The organism is Streptomyces cyaneofuscatus (assembly GCF_042718795.1).
GTDB lineage: Bacteria > Actinomycetota > Actinomycetes > Streptomycetales > Streptomycetaceae > Streptomyces > Streptomyces cyaneofuscatus_A.
In genome coordinates this window covers 77,380-94,597 of record NZ_JBHXOX010000028.1, presented here as the reverse complement: position 1 = coordinate 94,597, position 17,218 = coordinate 77,380, and the positions used below count along the sequence as shown (strand labels likewise).

The following is a 17,218-nucleotide window of genomic DNA, read 5'->3' as shown; positions in this document are numbered from 1 at the left end:
GCAGAGGGCGCAGGCTGGGGAAAGGGCGCAGGGCGCCGGGCCGGACGATGGTCCTACCGGGTACGGAAGCGGGCGCCACGGCGGCCGCGGGCCGGATCGGGAACTGGGCGCTGGCCGGCCTGGTGCTGCTGCTGAGCGCGCTGATCGTCCTCCTCGACGTGGTCACGGGTGAGGATCTCCGGGTCATCCCCCTCCTCGTGGTCGTCCCGGCCCTGGCCTCCGTCTTCTGCAGCCTCCGGCAGACCGTCTGGGTGGCGGTCTGGATCACGCTGGTCGTCGTCGGCTCCGGGCTCGGCGGGAACGGCACCTTCTGGGACTTCGTGTTCGGTATCGGCTTCACCGTGCTGGCCTGTGCCCTCGGCGTCGCCGCCTGCGCGGCCCGCATACGCCACGCCACCGAGATGGACCGGCTCCGGTCCGCCGCCGTCGCCCTGCAACGCCAGATCCTGCGCCCCCTGCCCGTCATCACCGACCAGGTCTTCGCGTACGGCCTCTACGAGCCGATCGAGGAGGACCGCTTCGTCGGCGGTGACATCTACGAGGTCGTCCAGTCGCCGTACGGGACCCGCGTCATCATCGGGGACGTCCAGGGCAAGGGGATCGCGGCCATAGGGGCCGGGTTCGCGGCGATCGCCGCGTTCCGCGAGGCGGCGGTCCGGGAACCCACGCTGACCGGGGTGGTGGAGGCCCTGGAGGCCGCCGTGGTCCGGCACAACGCGTTCTCCGCCCAGACCGGCGAGGCCGAACGCTTCGTGACCGCGCTGGTCCTCGGGTTCGACGAGGAGGACCGCGTGCAGGCGGTGAACTGCGGCCATCTGCCGCCGCGGCTGCTGCACGAGGGCCGCGCCTCCGCCGTACGGCTGGAGCGGACCTACGTGCCCCTCGGCCTCGCCGGCCTCAGCCGGGAGACCCGTACGGCGGAGTCGTTCGCCTTCCCGCCCGGCGCCACCCTCCTCGTCGTCACCGACGGCGTGACGGAGGCCCGCGACGCGGCCCACGCCTTCTACCCGCTGGACCGGCGGCTGGCCGACTGGGCCGGACACGGCCCGCGCGAGCTGCTGGACGCGCTCCACGTCGACCTGGAGACGTTCACCGGAGGCATCCGGCGCGACGACGTCGCCGTGCTCGCCCTGGGCCGGGCGCCGGGAGGCGGCTCATCCCGGTCCTCGGCCGCCGCCGAGGACGTCCGGCCGGTCGCGGGGGCCGTGAGCGACTGAGCGCGCCGACTCCGATGTCCCTGTGAGACAAATGTCGCGTGGGGACATTTTCGGGTGTACGGTGCACATATGAGCCCGGAAGAGAGCCTGGGAAAGAGGCCGGAAGAGAAGGTCCCGGAGCCTCCGGCCCCGGAGCGCCGCAGCCGCAAGGCCCGCCGCACCCGCGACACGCTGGCGCAGGCCGCGTTCGAGCTGGTGCTGGACCGGGGGCTGCGGTACGTCACGGTCGAGGAGATCGCGGAGGCCGCCGACGTCGACCGCCGCACCTTCAGCCGGTACTTCGCGAGCAAGGAAGCCGCCGCCCTGGACTCCCTGCGCGGCGACGGCGACCGGATCAACGAGGCACTGCGGTCCCGCCCCGCCGAGGAGCCCCCGCTCCTCGCCTACCGGCGCGCCGTCCTGGCCTGGCTCGCCGACCCCGAGGCGGAGCCCTGGCACCGCCGCCCCCGGATCTTCGACCTCCTGACCGCCGCCGAGGAGGAGCCGACGCTCTACGCGGCCTTCCACCACATCCGGGTGGACGCCCAGGAGGACTCGGTCGCCATCGTCGCGGACCGGCTCGGCGTCGACCCGCGCCACGACATCCGGCCCGCCGTGACCGTGGCGGCGGGAGCGGGCGCCCTGCTCGCCGCCCAGGCCGCCTGGGTGCGCGGAGGCCGCCCGGACGCCCTGCCCGCCCTGGTCACCGGGGCGTTCGACGCCCTGTCGGCGGACCTGCTCACGGCAGCGGGCACGACCGAGGGTCCGGGCCGGGACAGCACCACAGAAGACACAGCAGAAGAGGCAACCTCATGAGCACCACCAGCACCACCAGCACCACCAACAGCCCCACCAGCACCAGCCCCACCACCACCCCCACCACCCCCTCGGCCGAGTTCGCCGGCCGTATCGCCCTCGTCACCGGCGGCGCCTCCGGCATCGGCCTCGCCGTGGCCCGGCTGCTCGCCACCGCCGGCGCGGCCGTCGTCGTCGCCGACCACGACGAGGAGAGCGCCCGCAAGGCCGCCGCCCAGTTGGAGAGCGCGGGAGCGCGGGCGGCCGCCGTCCGCATGGACGTCACCGACCCGGCCTCCGTGGAAGCCGGTGTGCGGTTCACCGTGGAGACCTTCGGCGCCCTCCACCTGGCCGTGAACAACGCCGGTATCGCCGGTCCGGCCGCCCCCACCGGGGACTACCCCGTCGAGGACTGGGACCGCGTCGTCGCCACCAACCTCAGCGGCGTCTTCTACTCGATGCGCCACGAGCTGCCCGCCATCGTCGCGTCGGGCGGCGGAGCCGTCGTCAACATGTCCTCGATCCTCGGGACCAACGGCTTCGCGGGCTCGCCCGCCTATGTCGCCGCCAAGCACGGCGTCGTCGGCCTCACCAAGACGGCGGCGCTCGAATACGCCGCACAGAACGTCCGGATCAACGCGGTCGGCCCCGGCTTCATCGACACCCCGCTCCTGCGGAACGCCGACCCGCAGGCCCGCGAGCACCTGATCTCCCTGCACCCGGCCGGCCGCCTCGGCACCGCGGAGGAGGTCGCCGAACTCACCGTCTTCCTCCTCTCCGACAAGGCCTCCTTCATCCACGGCAGCTACCACCTGGTGGACGGCGGCTACTCCGCCCCGTGACGGCGCCCGAGTGGCGGGCAGGGGAGCCGCGGGCGACAAAGGACCTGCGGGACATCGCGGGGGGCCGACAGCAAGAGCACCAGGCAGCGAAGAAGCGAGGAGACCCATGAAAGCCGTCCAGTACCGGGCCGTCGGTGAAGCCCCCGAGGTCGTCACCGTGCCGGACCCCGAGCCCGGCCCCGGCCAGATCCTGCTGAAGGTCACCGCCGCCGGTGTCTGCCATTCCGACATCGCGGTGATGAGCTGGCCCGCCGACCAGATCCCCTTCCCGCTGCCCCTCACCCTCGGCCACGAGGGCGTCGGCAAGATCGCCGCCCTCGGCGACGGTGTGCACGGCCTCTCGGAGGGCGACTCCGTCGCCGTGTACGGGCCCTGGGGCTGCGGCATCTGCGTGAACTGCGCCGAGGGCAAGGAGAACTACTGCCTGCGCGCCAAGGAGCTCGGCATCATGCCGCCCGGGCTCGGCGCTCCCGGCGCCATGGCCGAGTACATGATCGTCGACGACCCGCGCCACCTCGTGCCGATCGGCGGCCTGGACCCGGTGAAGACGGTGTCGCTCACGGACGCCGGACTCACCCCGTACCACGCGATCAAGCGCTCGCTGGCGAAGCTCGTGCCCGGTGCGACGGCCGTCGTCATCGGCACCGGCGGTCTCGGCCACGTCGCGATCCAGCTCCTGCGCGCCATGACGGCCGCACGGGTGATCGCCCTCGACGTCACCGAGGACAAGCTCGACCTGGCCAGGGCCGTCGGCGCGCACGAGGCCGTCGTCTCCGACGAGAAGGCGGCGGCCCGGGTCAAGGAGCTGACCGGCGGACTCGGCGCGCACGTCGTGCTGGACTTCGTCGGCGCCCCGCCCACCGTGGAGACCGCCGGGGCCGTCGCCCGGATCGACGGCGACGTCACCATCGTCGGCATCGGCGGCGGCGCGCTCCCCGTCGGCTTCGGCACACTCCCGTACGGCACCAACGTCAGCGCCCCCTACTGGGGCTCGCGCAAGGAACTCGCCGAGGTGCTCGACCTGGCCCACGTGGGCGCCGTGGACGTCCACGTGGAGACGTACTCCATCGACGAGGCCCCGCTCGCCTACGAGCGGCTGCACGACGGCCGGATCAACGGCCGCGCGGTCATTCTCCCGAACGGCTGAGTGCGCCTCCTCCTCCGTCGGGGGCGGGGCCGGTGAAAAATCCCCGGCCCCGCCCCCGGCCCGCCGTTACACTCGATGCCATGCGTTCGTACTACTACTTCCGCTGATTCCCGGCCCGGACAGCCGCCGCGCGACGCCTGACGTCACCGGCTGAGGCTCACCGGCCGACCGCCGAGCACCGCCCGTGACCGCACCGGGCGGCTCCTCGCCGTATCCGGCCCCGGTGCGCCGCTGTCCCACCGCCGTCCGGTAATCCACGCCCCCGCCCCCGCGCGTCCTCGCACGCGCCGCCGCGGGCGCTCACCCAGGAATCAGGGAGCAGGCACACCCATGCACCCCCAGCGCGACCGCGCCCAACTGACCATGAAGGACGTCTCCAAGGCGTACGGGGACCGCTCCGTACTCGACCAGGTGACGCTCACCGTCCGCCCCGGCGAGAAGGCCGCCGTCATCGGCGAGAACGGCTCCGGGAAGTCCACGCTGCTCCGGCTCCTGGCCGGGGCCGAGCGCCCGGACAGCGGTGAGATCACCGTCCGCTTCCCCGGCTCCACCGGCTATCTCGCCCAGACCCTCGCCCTCGATCCGGCCGACACCGTGCAGGACGTCGTCGACGCGGCCCTGGCCGAACTCCGCGCCCTGGAGGCGGCCATCCGCGAGGCGGAGGAGTCACTCTCGGCGGGCCGCGAGGCCACGGACACGGAACTCGCCGCGTACGGAGACCTCCTCACCGCCTACGAGGAGCGCGACGGCTACCGCGCCGACGCCCGTACCGAGGCAGCCCTCCACGGCCTGGGCCTCGCCCACCTCACCCGCGACCGCGTGCTCTCCACCCTCTCCGGCGGCGAACAGTCCCGCCTCGCCCTCGCCTGCGTCCTGGCGGCCGCCCCGGAGCTGCTGCTCCTCGACGAGCCGACCAACCACCTCGACGTACGGGCGGTGAACTGGCTGGAGGACTATCTGCGCGCCCACCGGGGCACCGTCGTCGCCATCACCCACGACCGGGCGTTCCTGGAGCGGGTCACCTCGGTGATCCTGGAGGTCGACCGCGACCTGCGCACGGTCACCCGGTACGGGGACGGCTGGGACGGCTACCGCACCGCGAAGGCGGCGGCCCGCCGCCGCTGGGCGCAGGAGCACCAGGAGTACCTGAGCGACCTGGCTCGTACGGCGGAGCTGGTGGACGCAGCCGGGCAGCGGCTCGCGGCCACCGGCAAGGACCCGAAGCAGGGGTTCGGCAAGCACCGCCGCTCCCACGAGGCCAAACTCTCCGGCCAGGTCAGGGCGGCGCGCACCCGGCTGGAGGCGCTGCGGCGCACCCCCGTACCGGCCCCGCCGAAGCCGCTCGCCTTCACCGGCCGCCCGGCCCTGGCGGGGGAGTCCGGTCCCGGCCCCCTGGTGGAGCTGGACGACATCTCCGTCGCAGGCCGGCTCCACCTCCCCGCCCTGCGCGTGGAGCCCGGGGCCCGTCTGCTGGTCACCGGGGAGAACGGGGCCGGGAAGACCACCCTGCTCCGGGTCCTCGCCGGGGAGCTGGCGCCCGACACCGGGACGGTCCGCCGCCGCGCCCGGGTCGGCCACCTCCCGCAGGAGCTGCCCGCCCGGCCGACCCGGCGCACCCTGCTCGCGACCTTCGCGGCGGGCCGCCCGGGCTTCCCCGACGAGTACGCGGACGAGCTCATCGGCCTCGGCCTGTTCCGCCCCGAGGACCTCGGCGTGCCGGTCGCGTCGCTCTCCATCGGCCAGCAGCGCAGGCTGGCCCTGGCGCGGCTGGTGACCCGGCCGGCCGATCTGCTGGTGCTGGACGAGCCGACGAACCACATCGCGCTGAGCCTGGTGGAGGAGGTGGAGGCGGCGCTCGCGCAGTATCCGGGAGCCGTCGTCGTCGTGTCGCACGACCGCAGCTTCCGGGCCCGTTTCACCGGTGACGTACTGGAGTTGCGGTCCGGCCGCCCGGTCTCGTGCCCGGCACCGGCCTCCGGCCCGGAACCGCTCTCCGGCCCGGAACCGCTCTCCGGCCCGGAACCTGCCTACGCCTCCGGGGAAGCGGGGGCCTCCCCGCGCACCTGAGCGCGCAGCCGCTTGACGAAGACGCGCTGGCCGACGATCAGCAGTTCGGCGGCCTCCTCCGGCGTGCACCAGGCGAACCGGTCCATCTCCGGGAACTCCTGCTGCACGCCGGAGCCGCGCGGCCACTCCATCGCGAACGTCCCCGGCACCACGGCCGCCACATCCAGCTCGGCCTCCACCGCCCACACGGTCACCGTCTTGCCGCTGCGCTGACGCGACTCGCCGAGCGGCAGCCAGGCCCCGTCCGGCACCGGCAGCCCCAGCTCCTCCTCGAACTCCCGCCGCGCGGCCGCCGCCGGCTCCTCGTCAGGGCCGTACTCACCTTTCGGTACCGACCAGGCGGCCGCCTCCCGCCCGGTCCAGAACGGCCCGCCCATGTGCCCGATCAGCACTTCGACATCCCGCTCACCTCCCGTACCGACGGTCCGGAAGAGGAGAAGTCCCGCACTGCGCTTGCCTGCCGACATGTCGTCAAGTCTGCAATCACGGTCGGCGGCACGCCAACCGACGGGCGGCAGACGCGGAAGGGGACGGAGCCCATGCGGGCTCCGTCCCCTTCCGCGTGCGTGGCGCGACTCCCTACGTCTTGCGGTAGCCGTACGCCTCCGAGGCCGCCGCCTCCACAGCGGCGATGTCCCCGCCGGACGACGCGGTCACCACGGCCGCGACCGCGCCCTCCACGAACGGCGCGTCGACCAGCCGCGAGTTCTCCGGCAGCTCGTCGCCCTCGGCGAGCATCGCCTTCACCGTGAGGACCGCGCTCCCCAGATCCACCAGAACCGCGACCCCGGCGCCCCGGTCCACCGAGGCGGCGGCCCGGCCGATCAGCTCGGCGCTGGTGCCGAGCCCGCCGTTCGGCAGCCCACCCGCCGCGGCGACGGGGGCCGTCACGCCCCCGGCGGCGAGGCCCCGGGCCAGTTCGGCGACCGATTCCGCGACCGGACCGCTGTGCGAGACCAGCACGATGCCCACCTGTGGTGCGTCGCTCATGCCTCCGCACCCCCGTCCTCAGCGGTGCGGGCCAGAGCCTCGACCAGCAGGGCCGCCGACGTCGCCCCCGGATCCTGGTGCCCGATGCTGCGTTCGCCGAGATAGCTGGCCCGCCCCTTGCGCGCCTGCAACGGCACCGTGGCCTCGGCGCCCGCGCGGGCCGCGTCCGCGGCTCCCCGGAACGACAGGGCCAGCGCCTCCGCCGCCGGGAGCAGCGCGTCCAGCAGCGTCTTGTCCCCGGCCTGCGCCCCGCCGAGCTGCCCCACCGCGGCGACACCCGCGGCGAACGCCTGGGCGAGCTGGTCCCGCGACACCTCGGCGTCCTCGCCGAGCGCCTTGCCCGTACGGCGCAGCAGCGTCCCGTACAACGGACCGGACGCCCCGCCGACGGTGGAGATCAGTTGCCGCCCCGACAGGGTCAGCACCGCGCCCGGAGTCGCGGGCGCGTCCTTCTCCAGCACGGCCGCCACCGCCGTGAAGCCGCGCCGGAGGTTGCTGCCGTGGTCGGCGTCGCCGATCGCCGAGTCCAGTTCGGTCAGTCGGTCCGCCTCACGGTCCACGGCGGCCGCGGTGGCCGCCATCCAGCGGCGGAAGAAGTCGGCGTCGAGCACATGATCTCCTGTTCCCCGGGCCTGTCCGGCACGGTCGGTACGGGTGACGAGCACGGTCGGGTCCGGCGCGGGGCTCACCGGCCCCAGCGGAGCGCGGGCGTCTCCACGGGCGCGTCCCACAGCCGCAGCAGCTCCTCGTCGACCTGGCACAGCGTCACCGAGCAGCCTGCCATGTCGAGCGAGGTCACGTAGTTGCCCACGAGCGTACGGGCCACCGCCACACCCCGTTCGGAGAGCACCCGCTGGACCTCGGCGTTGAATCCGTACAGCTCCAGCAGCGGGGTGGCGCCCATCCCGTTGACCAGCGCCAGCACGGGTCCGGTCGGCCGGAGGTCCTCCAGCACCGCGTCCACCGCGACGTCGGCGATCTCGCCCGAGGTCATCATCGGCCGCCGCTCCCGCCCCGGCTCACCGTGGATCCCGATGCCCAACTCAAGCTCCCCGGAAGGCAGATCGAAGGTGGGGCTGCCCTTCGCCGGGGTGGTGACCGCGCCGAGGGCCACCCCGAAGCTCCGCGCGGACCCGTTCACCTGCCGGGCCACCGAGGCCACCCGCTCCAAGGGCGCGCCCTCGTCCGCGGCGGCCCCGGCGATCTTCTCGACGAAGAGCGTCGCCCCCGTACCGCGCCGCCCGGCCGTGAAGGTGCTGTCGCTCACCGCCACGTCGTCGTCCACCACGACCTGGGTGACCTGGATGCCCTCGTCCTCGGCGAGTTCGGCGGCCATCTCGAAGTTCAGCACGTCACCGGTGTAGTTCTTGACGACGAAGAGCACCCCCGCCCCGCTGTCCACCGCCGCTGCCGCCCGCACCATCTGGTCCGGTACGGGCGAGGTGAACACCTCCCCGGGGCAGGCGGCCGACAGCATCCCGGGCCCGACGAACCCGGCGTGCAACGGCTCGTGGCCCGACCCGCCCCCCGAGACGAGCGCCACCTTCCCGGCCACCGGGGCGTCCCTCCGTACGACGACCCGGTTCTCCACATCGACGGTCAGTTCCGGGTGCGCGGCGGCCATGCCCCGCAGGGCGTCGCCGACGACGGTCTCGGGGACGTTGATGAGCATTTTCACGTCTGTCTCCTCGTGCGCGTAACAGGGCTTGTCGACTTGCGTTTTCCCTGGCGAAAGCAGGTGCGGTGAGATATCGATCGTGGCGGTCCTCGGTGCCCGGAAGCGTCCTCCAGCGGTACTGATGCTGACCTGCTGCCGAGTTGCCTGTCCACCCGCCACCTGATGTTCGTGAGGCGTCGGGCGGGGCCGTGAGCTGCTGACCGCCTCTCATGATCCTGCACATACCTGGCGCCCCTGCGAAGGGCGCCTCGGTCGCTGAGAGTTGGCAGGCCTGCCGCGTCCCTCCTGTCCGCGACAACTCGTGGGACGCGTCACGCCCGCGCACGGGCGCCGGCGGCGGCTCGCTGGGCCTCTCCGGGCTGGGGCAGTCGCTCGGCTTTCCCCGTTCCGATCGGCGGCGCCGGGGCGCTCACCAGCACGCTGGGACGGCGGCTGCAGTGCCGCGGGGGAAGCGTGCGGTGTAGCCACCAGGTGCCCGAGATCGTCGTACGGCAAGGGCGCGCGGTCGGCGTCCGTACAGAGTTCGCGGAGGCGATTGCTGCTCGCCGGGCCGTCCTGGCCGATGCTTCCGCTCCACGTCTCTACGGCTCGCTGATCGCCTCGGCGCACCTGCCCGGTCGGCTGCTGGACGACATGCGGCGGTTCCCGTGGGACTTCGCTACCTTCAAGGTGGACGGGGCGCTGAACGGGCCCAGTCCCTGGAGCAGCTCGGCTGCCGCGTCGGCGGGCACCGTTCACCTGGCGGAAGGCGTCGACGGACTCACCGGATTCGCGTTCCAGATCGCCCGCGGCCTTGTCCCCGACCGTCCGTTCCTGCTGATGGGGCAACCGGGATGGCGAGGTCCTTGAGTCTGCGGCGCTCTTGTTCAGCGGTGATCCGGTGACCGTCGATGTCGGCGAAGCCGAAGCCCCGCCCATTCTTGACACGCCTGTACCCCGGACCGGCGGGATGACTGATACGCAAAGTCACCGCTTCTCCTCGGTCCGGCGGCGGGGTCATGACTCTCGGCATTTCCCCAGCGGATGCGCAGCCGGCCTGCTGGGGCGAGCCTGGAGTGTGGGTGAATCAGCCGCAGGGAAGGGAATCTCCATGCCTCGAAAGGGCAAGCTCGGGAAGGACGACGAAGTGTCGTGGAAGAGCCATGGCCAGGAAGTGAGCGGCAAGGTGAAGAAGAAGATCACCGGTCGCACCGAGGCGGCAGGCCGCACCGTCGACGCTTCCCCCGATGAACCGCAGTACGAGGTGGAGAGCGACACGTCCGGGCGCTCCGCCGTCCACAAGCCCAGCGCCCTCCGCAAGAAGGGCCGTCACTCCTGATGGCCGCCGGCAGGACGTCCGGCCCACCCGCTCCCTGACTCCCGGTAGTGAAGGGGGCCGGTACCTCGTCCCCGAGGTACCGGCCCATCCTGAGCGCCCTGATCAGGCAACCTTCTTCAGTGATGTGAGGTGGGCGAAGACCACGACGTTCGCCGAGTAGCCCGCCTTCTCGTCGAAACGCCCGCCGCAGGTCAGCAGGCGGAGTTCGGGGCGCCCGGTCTCCCCGTACACCTTGTCGTCGGGGAACTTGTCCTTCGTGTACGTCTTGACCGCATCCACGGTGAACACCGCGGTTCTGCGGTCCGCGCGCACCACGTTGACCTTGTCGCCCCGGCGTAGTGCGTTGAGGTTGAGGAAGATGGCGGGGCCGGTCCGGGTGTCCCGGTGGCCCACGAGCAGGGCTGTGCCGTTCTCACCGGGCGAGGGCCCCTTCTCGTACCAGCCCGTCAGCTTGGGCTTGCTCAACGGCGGTGCTTCCAGTCGGCCCTTCGTGTCGAGGCCGAGTCCGGTGACCGGCGCCTCGATGAAGATGGCGGGAATGGCGACCTTGAGCGGGCGGGAGGGCACCAGGGGAGCGTGCGAGGCGGGCACGTGCTTCTCCGGTGTGTGCGGTGCCCGACGGAAGGGCTCGGGCCCGCCGCCCGCGGCGTCGCTGCCGCGGGCGGCGGTGACCGTCCGGGTGTCCTCGGAGGAGTCCGAGGACACCCGGACGATGCCGGCCACCAGAGAGAACGTCACGCACAGCGTCATGGTGAGACGGCACGCGCGTGTCGGTCCTCGTCGTCGCCGTCGGCAGCGGGCGTTACGCCTCGCCACGGGCACGGCGACGGCGCATCATGATCAGACCCGCGGCTCCTGCTGCCCCGGCGACCAGCGCGGCGGCGGTTCCCGTGTTCGAGTCGCTCTCGGAGCCGGCGGGCTCCATGTCCGGGACACCGCCGCCGCCCGCGGGGACCCCGCCGATGGGCCGCTGCGGCTTGTGAGGCTTGCCGCCGCCGTGACCGCGGTCGGGGCACTCGACCTTGAAGCTCTTCTGCTTCGGGCCCGCCGGGACGACCCACACCAGCTGGTACGTGCCCTCCGGGAGCCGGTACGTCTCACTACGCGCACTGCCGTTGATGAGCGGAAGGGTGTCCAGCAGGGTGGTGCCCGGCGGCACGGTCGGGGGCTGCTCGGTGATCGTCCAGGGGACCGAGGGGAACGACTCGAAGTTGCTCGCCGACAGCACGAACTTGCAGACCTCGACCCCGTCGCGGTCACCGCGCGAGTGCCAGCTGACCGAAGTGATGTCGATGTCACCGCTGTCGCCGGGGAGGGCGTAGGCGGCGGGTGCTCCGGCCAGGGTGGCGCCGGCGACCGCGACCGCGACGGCCACCTTGGCCCCCGTGCGGGCGCTGCGGGAGCGGACGGAACTGGAGATACGCATGGAGGCTCCTTCAAGCCGAGATGATTGTCGTACTGATCACCTGATCGCCTAAGGCATGTCATGAATCGACGTAAAAGTCAGATAAGACACGTGAATATGACGGAAGTGCCCTGTTCGGCAGATAGCGCACGAGTGGCATCCGGACTCCCGGGCCGGGTCGAGGAGGGGAGACGGCAGCGTTGACGCGGCCGACGACGCCGGGTGCCGCGCGAGAGGCGGCCCCACCTTCACGCGGAGAAGGAGGGCGGCCTCGGTTCGTCGCCGGTCGACCGGCGGTCGAGTGGACGCCAAGGGGTGAGCGCCAGGTCGCGTGACCGTCACGGTCGGCCAGGGGACGGCAGGGCAGCTTCTCGGTCGAGACTCGGCGCGAACGTCAGGAGGCGGCGATGCCGGACGCGACGGTCGTCCGCGCGAGCCTGAGTGATCTCGTCGCGGTGAATCCTCTCGCCACCGCGGGATGGAGTACGGAGGTGCTGGAGGCGCAGCCGGACCGGGAGGCGCGGTCCGCGGAGATCGTAAAGCCCTTTCGGCTACGCGAATTACCCACCGGCGGGACGCAATTCGCCACATTGTCGATGACGCATGAACAACCTTGGGAGCACCCAAGTCGGCGTTCGCGGAGCATCCGGACGCGCAGGGCGCCTGGATCACCAGTCCGGCCCCCTACGGCACTTGGGCCGACCTGCAGGCTACGGCGACGCTATGCCATGAGAGAGGGTTGCCGCTGACCGTGGACGAAGCCTGGGGTGCATCTGCCCTTTCACCCCTACTTGCCCACCTGGGCCATGGACGCCGGGGCGGACGTGTGCGTGACGTCAGTTCGTACATCAAGACGGCGGCCGTCGCACCCGTCAAGGGACCGAGGGAGGTCTTCGGAGCTATCACGCTGGGGCGTACCGGGGGTGAGGAACCGTTCACGGTGGCCCCCCTGGACCTGCTCGAGAACATTGGCCGGCGCATCGGCATCGCCTTGGAGAACGCCGCCACTACCAGCGCCGACGGCAGGTCGCCGCGACCATGCAGCGCTGCCTCCTGCCGCAGCTTCCCCGGCTGACCGGGGTGGAGATGACCGCGAGCTACCTTCCCTCGCCGGACGCCTCCCCCGTCGGCGGCGACTGGTACGACGCCTTCCCCCTCCCCAAGGGCGACACCGCCCTGGTCATCGGCGACGTCGTCGGTCACGACCTGGAAGCCGCCGCCGGTATGGCCCAGCTCCGCAACATGCTCCGCGCCTACACCTGGGCCCAGGACGATCCGCCCGCCGGGTGGTCCGGTGGGACACCCGGCGTCCCGGCCGGTCCCGAGCCGGACCTGCTCGGCTTCGCGGACGGAGGCACCACAGCCCTCGGGCGGTCTGTCGGCCTCCGACGCGCAGAGCGGACAGGCGACCGTGTTTGAGGACGTCGATCGGGGACATACGTCGGCTCGACGTGCTTGGGCAGACAGGCACACACTCGCGGGAGCGGCATCCGGCCGCCGTGAGGTGTTCCTGTCGGTGCCCTCCCGTGTTGTCCATGAACAGCAGTCATCGGGAGACGCGCATGACCACCACATCCCAACGCCTCCGGCCCTCCGCCGCCTTGGACCACGGGGCAACCGCCACAGGCACTCCCACGGCACTTCCGCGGATCGAGGATCCCGGGAAGATCGCTCCGAAGGACGCGCGGGCGCTGGGGTCGTTGTTCTTCGAGCAGTTGCAGGTACTGGAAGAAGGCACGCAGGAGTACCAGTACGCGCGGAACACGCTGATCGAGATGAACCTGTCGCTGGTGCATTTCGCGGCGAAGCGCTTCCGTAACCGTGGCAGCGGCGAGATGGAGGACATCGTCCAGGTCGGTACGATCGGGCTGATCAAGGCGATCGACCGCTTCGAGCTGTCGCGCGAGGTCGAGTTCACCTCCTTCGCGATCCCCTACATCGTCGGCGAGATCAAGCGGTTCTTCCGCGACTCGACGTGGGCCGTCCACGTCCCGCGCCGCCTGCAGGAACTGCGCGTCGCCCTGGCCAAGGCCAAGGAGAGTCTCACCTCCGTCCTGGGCCGTGACCCCGGCGTCGCCGAACTCTCCGAGCACCTGAACATGAGCGAGGAGGAGGTCATCGAGGGACTCATAGCCGCCAACGGCTATACCGCGGGCTCCCTCGATCTGCCCATCGGCGGCGAGCAGAACAGCGCCGAGACGGTCACCTACGGAGACATCAAGGGTGACGTCGACCCGGCCATGGAACTGGTCGAAGACCTGCACGCGCTGGCTCCGCTGCTGGACCGGTTGGACGACCGGGAGCGGGAGCTCGTCGCGATGCGCTTCGGCCAGGAGATGACGCAGGCGCAGATCGGCGAACACCTCGGCATCTCGCAGATGCATGTCTCCCGGCTGCTGACCCGGCTGCTCACCAAGCTCCGCAAGGAGATGCTCACCCAGAACTGACCGGCACACGACACCGAGAAGCGGGGCGCGGCGCCAGGCGGTGATGACGACAGGGCACTCGTCACCGAAGGGGCATCGGTGAGAGTTCCGCGTGAGTCCTCGCGCCGCGACCCGCCGCCGCGTGTCGAACGATCGCCATCAGCTTCGACGTCTCCTGTGGAAGAGGCTTCACCACCGATGCCGGACCTTCCCTGCGCACATGCAGACGGAGACCGAGAGGACCGAAGAACCATGCGGGACGACGCCGAGCAGATCCGAGCGCTCATCGAGGGCTGGGCCGAAGCAGTGCACCAGGGCCGTATCGATACGGTCGTCGCCGATCATGCCGAGGACGTCGTGATGTTCGACGTTCCGCCGCCCTACCGAGGTGTACGCGGGGCCGACGCCTACCGGAAGGTCTGGCCGGCCTTCTTCGCGTGGCAGGCTCAGGGGGCGGCCTTCGACATCGAGGAGCTGGAGGTCACCGCGGGTGAGGACGTCGCCTTCGCCCACGCACTCGTGCGATGCGGCACGGAGGGCGAACTCACGGCTCACCCCGGGCTCCGGCTGCGGCTCACCCTCGGGCTGTGCAAGGAGGCCGGCCGCTGGGTGATCGCGCACGAGCACCACTCCTTCCCCGACCTCAGCAGTCCCGGCGCCGAGGCCGAGATCCGTGCCGTGCACGACCACCGGTTCGACAGGACCGCGGCGAAGGATCAGTGAGGCGTGATGCGGCACATCGCGGACGACGTGCCGCCCGGCTGCGAGCCGTGATCGGCCGCTGTCGACGCACACCGGAGGCCGGGGTCTGCCGAGTCGCCACCGAGAGTCCCCGATGGACGCGACAGTCCCAGGTGGACGGCGCGTGCATCCAAGATGAAGGATTGTTCATTTTCGCTTCATCTTCGTACCGTCCGGGACCGTCAGGGTGAACGCATGGCTTTCTCACCTCGTCTGGCGGCCCTGGCAGCCGTCGTCGCCGTGCCCCTCGGCATAGCGGCCACCAGCTATGCCATGACCGACACCCCGGATCCACCGAAGGTTCCTCCCACCGTCCGGCTGGAGGAGAGTCCGCGCGGTACACCGCCGCCGAGCGGTGTGACCTCGCCGACCGACGCCCCGTCGCCGAGCGGCTCCTCCACCCCGACCCGTACACCGGACAGCTCCGTCGTCCCCGGCCCCTCGGCGGCCGACGACGATGACGACGACGACTTCGGTGATGACGGTTAGCCTGCCCAGAATCTCCGCCCGGGTACGGATCCTGCTGTGGCTGCTGGTCGTGATGGCCGTCGCGCTGGGCGCGGTCGCCGTCACCGTACGCTCGCTCCTCCAGCGGGACGTGGACCACCGCATCAGCCAGCTCCTCACCCAGGAGACCGGCGAGTTCGCGAACTTCGTGCCGCAGGGGGTGGACCCGGACACCGGCGGCCGGTTCGACACCGCGGACAGGCTGCTCCGCGTCTATCTGCAACGGCAGTACGCGGACCCCGACGAGGAGCTGCTGGGCCTGACCGGCCGGCCCGGCGACCGCCCCGGCGCCATCCGGCAGCGCCGCGAACTGCCGCGGGACATCGCCCTGTGGCAGGACAACGCCTCGCTCACCCGGATCCACGCCTCCCCGGAATCCTTCGGGACCCTGGACCGCCCGCAGGGAGAGCTGCGCTGGGCCAAGGTCGCCATCGAGCCGTCCACGGGCGAGCAGCCCAGCGCGTTCGTCGTCGCCTTCCACCCGGAGCGCGAACGGTCCGTCGCCGACCAGACGTTCTGGACGCTGCTCGCCCTGTCCGGTGTGGCGCTGCTGATGACGACCGGGATCGGCTGGGCCGTCGCCGGGCGTATCCTCGCGCCCGTCCGGATCGTCCGGACGACGGCGGCGGAGCTGACCGAGCAGGACCTCACCCGGCGTATCCCGGTGGAGGGCCGGGACGACATCGCGGCCCTCGCCGAGACGTTCAACGGGATGCTGGACCGGCTGGAGCGGGCGTTCGCCGCGCAGCGGGTGTTCGTCGACGACGCCGGGCACGAGCTGCGCACCCCCATCACCATCGTCCGGGGCCACCTGGAGCTGATGGGCGACGACCCGGCGGACCGGGAGGAGACCGTGCGGCTGGTCACGGACGAGCTGGACCGGATGAGCCGCATCGTCGAGGACCTGCTCCTGCTCGCGGGGGCCGAGCGCCCCGACTTCGTGCGCCCCGAACCCGTCCAGCTCGCGGAGCTGACCGCCGACGTGTTCGTCAAGGTGCGGACCCTCGGAGACCGGGAGTGGCAGCTCGACGGCGTCGCGGACCTCGAAGTGCGTCTGGACCCGCAGCGGATGACGCAGGCGATGGTGCAGCTCGCGCAGAACGCCGTCCAGCACACCGTGCCCGGCCAGCGCATCCGTATCGGCTCGCGGGCCGAGGCGGGCCGGGACGGGACGGACGGCGTCGAGTTGTACGTCGCCGACGACGGGCCCGGGATTCCGCCGGAGGACGCCGAAGTGATCTTCGAGAGGTTCCGCCGGGGCACGTCCCGGCGCGGGACCCGCACCAGCGGCGCGGGGCTGGGCCTCGCCATCGTCAAGGCCATCGCGGAGGGCCACCACGGCCGCGTCGAACTACGCCCGACCGAGGGCGGCGGAGCCACCTTCGTACTCATGCTGGAGGCCGATTCATGAACCGCATACTGATCGCCGAGGACGAGGAGCGCATCGCCTCGTTCGTCCAGAAGGGCCTGCGGGCCAACGGCTTCACCACGGTCGTCGCCGAGGACGGGGACCTGGCGCTGGGCCACGCCCTGACCGGCGGGTTCGACCTGATGGTGCTCGATATCGGCCTGCCCGGACGGGACGGTTTCACCGTGCTGCGGGAGCTGCGCGAGGCCCGCGTCACGCTGCCGGTCATCGTGCTGACCGCCCGCGACTCCGTACGGGACACGGTGGCCGGGCTGGAAGGCGGGGCCGACGACTGGATGACGAAGCCGTTCCGCTTCGAGGAGCTGCTCGCCCGGGTACGGCTGCGGCAGCGCACCGCCGCCCGCGCGCCCGAGGTCACCATGCTGCGCAGCGGCAGCCTCGCCCTGGACCTGCGGACGCGCCGGGCCCGCGCGGGGGAGCGGACGGTGGATCTGACGGCGCGCGAGTTCGTGCTCCTGGAGATGTTCCTGCGCCACCCCGGCCAGGTGCTGTCGCGTGAGCAGATCCTCTCCCATGTGTGGGGGTACGACTTCGATCCCGGATCCAACATCGTGGACGTCTACGTGCGCGCGCTGCGCCGGAAGCTGGGCGCGGAGCGTCTTGAGACGATCCGGGGCATGGGCTACCGCCTGCCCTGAGCCCGGCCCCGGCGGGACGGCGAGCGGGGTGGGTGCCGC

18 protein-coding genes and 2 pseudogenes are annotated in these 17,218 nt (G+C 71.9%); 14 read left to right on the top strand and 6 right to left on the bottom strand.

The genetic code is table 11. The features are described from left to right. Window positions 1-47 precede the first annotated feature (47 nt). The 5 genes from ACFWRT_RS28870 (at window position 48) to abc-f (ending at window position 6,047) form a co-directional block, all read left to right on the top strand. Window positions 48-1,217 (top strand): PP2C family protein-serine/threonine phosphatase, encoded by a 1,170-nt coding sequence (locus ACFWRT_RS28870; RefSeq protein WP_380954628.1) that lies wholly within the window; start codon window positions 48-50, stop codon window positions 1,215-1,217. A gap of 69 nt (window positions 1,218-1,286) precedes the next feature. Continuing rightward, window positions 1,287-2,012: a TetR family transcriptional regulator gene (locus ACFWRT_RS28865; RefSeq protein WP_380954567.1), complete on the top strand. Its 726-nt coding sequence runs from the start codon at window positions 1,287-1,289 to the stop codon at window positions 2,010-2,012. Beyond that, the gene (locus ACFWRT_RS28860) at window positions 2,009-2,833 is read left to right on the top strand and encodes an SDR family NAD(P)-dependent oxidoreductase (protein WP_380954565.1); all 825 of its coding nucleotides are present in this window, start codon (window positions 2,009-2,011) and stop codon (window positions 2,831-2,833) included. The genes ACFWRT_RS28865 and ACFWRT_RS28860 overlap by 4 nt, the downstream gene beginning before the upstream one ends. 106 nt (window positions 2,834-2,939) lie before the next feature. Continuing rightward, a complete protein-coding gene (locus ACFWRT_RS28855) occupies window positions 2,940-3,980 on the top strand; it encodes an NAD(P)-dependent alcohol dehydrogenase (protein WP_380954564.1) in 1,041 nt (346 codons plus the stop codon). Between the two features lie 330 nt (window positions 3,981-4,310). Next, window positions 4,311-6,047, top strand: coding sequence for a ribosomal protection-like ABC-F family protein (gene abc-f, locus ACFWRT_RS28850; RefSeq protein WP_380954563.1), 1,737 nt, complete (start codon window positions 4,311-4,313; stop codon window positions 6,045-6,047). On the opposite strand, the gene ACFWRT_RS28845 is transcribed toward abc-f, so the two are convergent. The 4 genes from ACFWRT_RS28845 to dhaK form a co-directional block, all read right to left on the bottom strand. Continuing rightward, entirely contained in the window at window positions 6,008-6,514 is a 507-nt protein-coding gene (locus ACFWRT_RS28845) for an NUDIX hydrolase (RefSeq protein ID WP_380954562.1), read from the bottom strand. The genes abc-f and ACFWRT_RS28845 overlap by 40 nt on opposite strands. A 112-nt stretch (window positions 6,515-6,626) precedes the next feature. Continuing rightward, window positions 6,627-7,037 (bottom strand): PTS-dependent dihydroxyacetone kinase phosphotransferase subunit DhaM, encoded by a 411-nt coding sequence (locus ACFWRT_RS28840; protein ID WP_380954561.1) that lies wholly within the window; start codon window positions 7,035-7,037, stop codon window positions 6,627-6,629. After that, on the bottom strand, window positions 7,034-7,648 hold the full coding sequence (gene dhaL / locus ACFWRT_RS28835) for a dihydroxyacetone kinase subunit DhaL (RefSeq protein WP_380954626.1): 615 nt from the start codon (window positions 7,646-7,648) through the stop codon (window positions 7,034-7,036). Before dhaL ends, ACFWRT_RS28840 begins: the two co-directional genes overlap by 4 nt. A 74-nt stretch (window positions 7,649-7,722) precedes the next feature. Beyond that, window positions 7,723-8,709 carry a dihydroxyacetone kinase subunit DhaK gene (gene dhaK / locus ACFWRT_RS28830; protein WP_380954624.1) on the bottom strand — a complete coding sequence of 329 codons (987 nt, stop codon included), beginning with the start codon at window positions 8,707-8,709 and terminating at the stop codon, window positions 7,723-7,725. Between the two features lie 477 nt (window positions 8,710-9,186). Here dhaK and ACFWRT_RS28825 point away from each other — a divergent pair, with 477 nt between their 5' ends. Both ACFWRT_RS28825 and ACFWRT_RS28820 read left to right on the top strand, forming a co-directional pair. Beyond that, the gene (locus tag ACFWRT_RS28825; RefSeq protein ID WP_380954560.1) at window positions 9,187-9,564 is read left to right on the top strand and encodes a phytoene desaturase family protein; all 378 of its coding nucleotides are present in this window, start codon (window positions 9,187-9,189) and stop codon (window positions 9,562-9,564) included. Between the two features lie 241 nt (window positions 9,565-9,805). Next, window positions 9,806-10,033, top strand: a complete 228-nt coding sequence (locus ACFWRT_RS28820; protein ID WP_380954559.1) for a hypervirulence associated TUDOR domain-containing protein — start codon at window positions 9,806-9,808, stop codon at window positions 10,031-10,033. 102 nt (window positions 10,034-10,135) lie between these two features. On the opposite strand, the gene ACFWRT_RS28815 is transcribed toward ACFWRT_RS28820, so the two are convergent. Together ACFWRT_RS28815 and ACFWRT_RS28810 are read right to left on the bottom strand one after the other, a co-directional pair. Next, on the bottom strand, window positions 10,136-10,783 hold the full coding sequence (locus ACFWRT_RS28815) for a class F sortase (protein ID WP_380954557.1): 648 nt from the start codon (window positions 10,781-10,783) through the stop codon (window positions 10,136-10,138). Window positions 10,784-10,835: 52 nt separating this feature from the next. After that, window positions 10,836-11,459: a hypothetical protein gene (locus ACFWRT_RS28810; RefSeq protein WP_380954556.1), complete on the bottom strand. Its 624-nt coding sequence runs from the start codon at window positions 11,457-11,459 to the stop codon at window positions 10,836-10,838. Between the two features lie 604 nt (window positions 11,460-12,063). Between ACFWRT_RS28810 and ACFWRT_RS28805 the strand changes: the two are divergent. The 7 genes and pseudogenes from ACFWRT_RS28805 to ACFWRT_RS28775 all read left to right on the top strand — a co-directional run. Beyond that, window positions 12,064-12,280, top strand: a pseudogene (locus ACFWRT_RS28805) (ornithine decarboxylase); the annotation flags it as partial. A 5-nt stretch (window positions 12,281-12,285) separates the two neighbouring features. Next, window positions 12,286-12,722, top strand: a pseudogene (locus ACFWRT_RS28800) (SpoIIE family protein phosphatase); the annotation flags it as partial. A 278-nt stretch (window positions 12,723-13,000) separates the two neighbouring features. After that, the gene (locus tag ACFWRT_RS28795; RefSeq protein WP_380954555.1) at window positions 13,001-13,885 is read left to right on the top strand and encodes a SigB/SigF/SigG family RNA polymerase sigma factor; all 885 of its coding nucleotides are present in this window, start codon (window positions 13,001-13,003) and stop codon (window positions 13,883-13,885) included. A 231-nt stretch (window positions 13,886-14,116) separates the two neighbouring features. Further along, window positions 14,117-14,587 carry a YybH family protein gene (locus ACFWRT_RS28790; RefSeq protein WP_380954554.1) on the top strand — a complete coding sequence of 157 codons (471 nt, stop codon included), beginning with the start codon at window positions 14,117-14,119 and terminating at the stop codon, window positions 14,585-14,587. 213 nt (window positions 14,588-14,800) lie between these two features. Beyond that, window positions 14,801-15,094: a small hydrophilic protein gene (locus tag ACFWRT_RS28785; protein WP_380954553.1), complete on the top strand. Its 294-nt coding sequence runs from the start codon at window positions 14,801-14,803 to the stop codon at window positions 15,092-15,094. After that, a complete protein-coding gene (locus ACFWRT_RS28780; RefSeq protein WP_380954552.1) occupies window positions 15,084-16,523 on the top strand; it encodes a sensor histidine kinase in 1,440 nt (479 codons plus the stop codon). Before ACFWRT_RS28785 ends, ACFWRT_RS28780 begins: the two co-directional genes overlap by 11 nt. Further along, the gene (locus ACFWRT_RS28775) at window positions 16,520-17,179 is read left to right on the top strand and encodes a response regulator transcription factor (protein WP_018514968.1); all 660 of its coding nucleotides are present in this window, start codon (window positions 16,520-16,522) and stop codon (window positions 17,177-17,179) included. Before ACFWRT_RS28780 ends, ACFWRT_RS28775 begins: the two co-directional genes overlap by 4 nt. Window positions 17,180-17,218: the final 39 nt, after the last annotated feature.

Coding starts and splice junctions, on each gene's coding strand:
- ACFWRT_RS28870 (WP_380954628.1), top strand. CDS start 48: ATGGTCCTACCGGGTACGGAAGCGGGCGCCACGGCGGCCGCGGGCCGG.
- ACFWRT_RS28865 (WP_380954567.1), top strand. CDS start 1,287: ATGAGCCCGGAAGAGAGCCTGGGAAAGAGGCCGGAAGAGAAGGTCCCG.
- ACFWRT_RS28860 (WP_380954565.1), top strand. CDS start 2,009: ATGAGCACCACCAGCACCACCAGCACCACCAACAGCCCCACCAGCACC.
- ACFWRT_RS28855 (WP_380954564.1), top strand. CDS start 2,940: ATGAAAGCCGTCCAGTACCGGGCCGTCGGTGAAGCCCCCGAGGTCGTC.
- abc-f (WP_380954563.1), top strand. CDS start 4,311: ATGCACCCCCAGCGCGACCGCGCCCAACTGACCATGAAGGACGTCTCC.
- ACFWRT_RS28845 (WP_380954562.1), bottom strand. CDS start 6,514: ATGTCGGCAGGCAAGCGCAGTGCGGGACTTCTCCTCTTCCGGACCGTC.
- ACFWRT_RS28840 (WP_380954561.1), bottom strand. CDS start 7,037: ATGAGCGACGCACCACAGGTGGGCATCGTGCTGGTCTCGCACAGCGGT.
- dhaK (WP_380954624.1), bottom strand. CDS start 8,709: ATGCTCATCAACGTCCCCGAGACCGTCGTCGGCGACGCCCTGCGGGGC.
- ACFWRT_RS28820 (WP_380954559.1), top strand. CDS start 9,806: ATGCCTCGAAAGGGCAAGCTCGGGAAGGACGACGAAGTGTCGTGGAAG.
- ACFWRT_RS28815 (WP_380954557.1), bottom strand. CDS start 10,783: ATGACGCTGTGCGTGACGTTCTCTCTGGTGGCCGGCATCGTCCGGGTG.
- ACFWRT_RS28810 (WP_380954556.1), bottom strand. CDS start 11,459: ATGCGTATCTCCAGTTCCGTCCGCTCCCGCAGCGCCCGCACGGGGGCC.
- ACFWRT_RS28795 (WP_380954555.1), top strand. CDS start 13,001: ATGACCACCACATCCCAACGCCTCCGGCCCTCCGCCGCCTTGGACCAC.
- ACFWRT_RS28790 (WP_380954554.1), top strand. CDS start 14,117: ATGCGGGACGACGCCGAGCAGATCCGAGCGCTCATCGAGGGCTGGGCC.
- ACFWRT_RS28785 (WP_380954553.1), top strand. CDS start 14,801: ATGGCTTTCTCACCTCGTCTGGCGGCCCTGGCAGCCGTCGTCGCCGTG.
- ACFWRT_RS28780 (WP_380954552.1), top strand. CDS start 15,084: ATGACGGTTAGCCTGCCCAGAATCTCCGCCCGGGTACGGATCCTGCTG.
- ACFWRT_RS28775 (WP_018514968.1), top strand. CDS start 16,520: ATGAACCGCATACTGATCGCCGAGGACGAGGAGCGCATCGCCTCGTTC.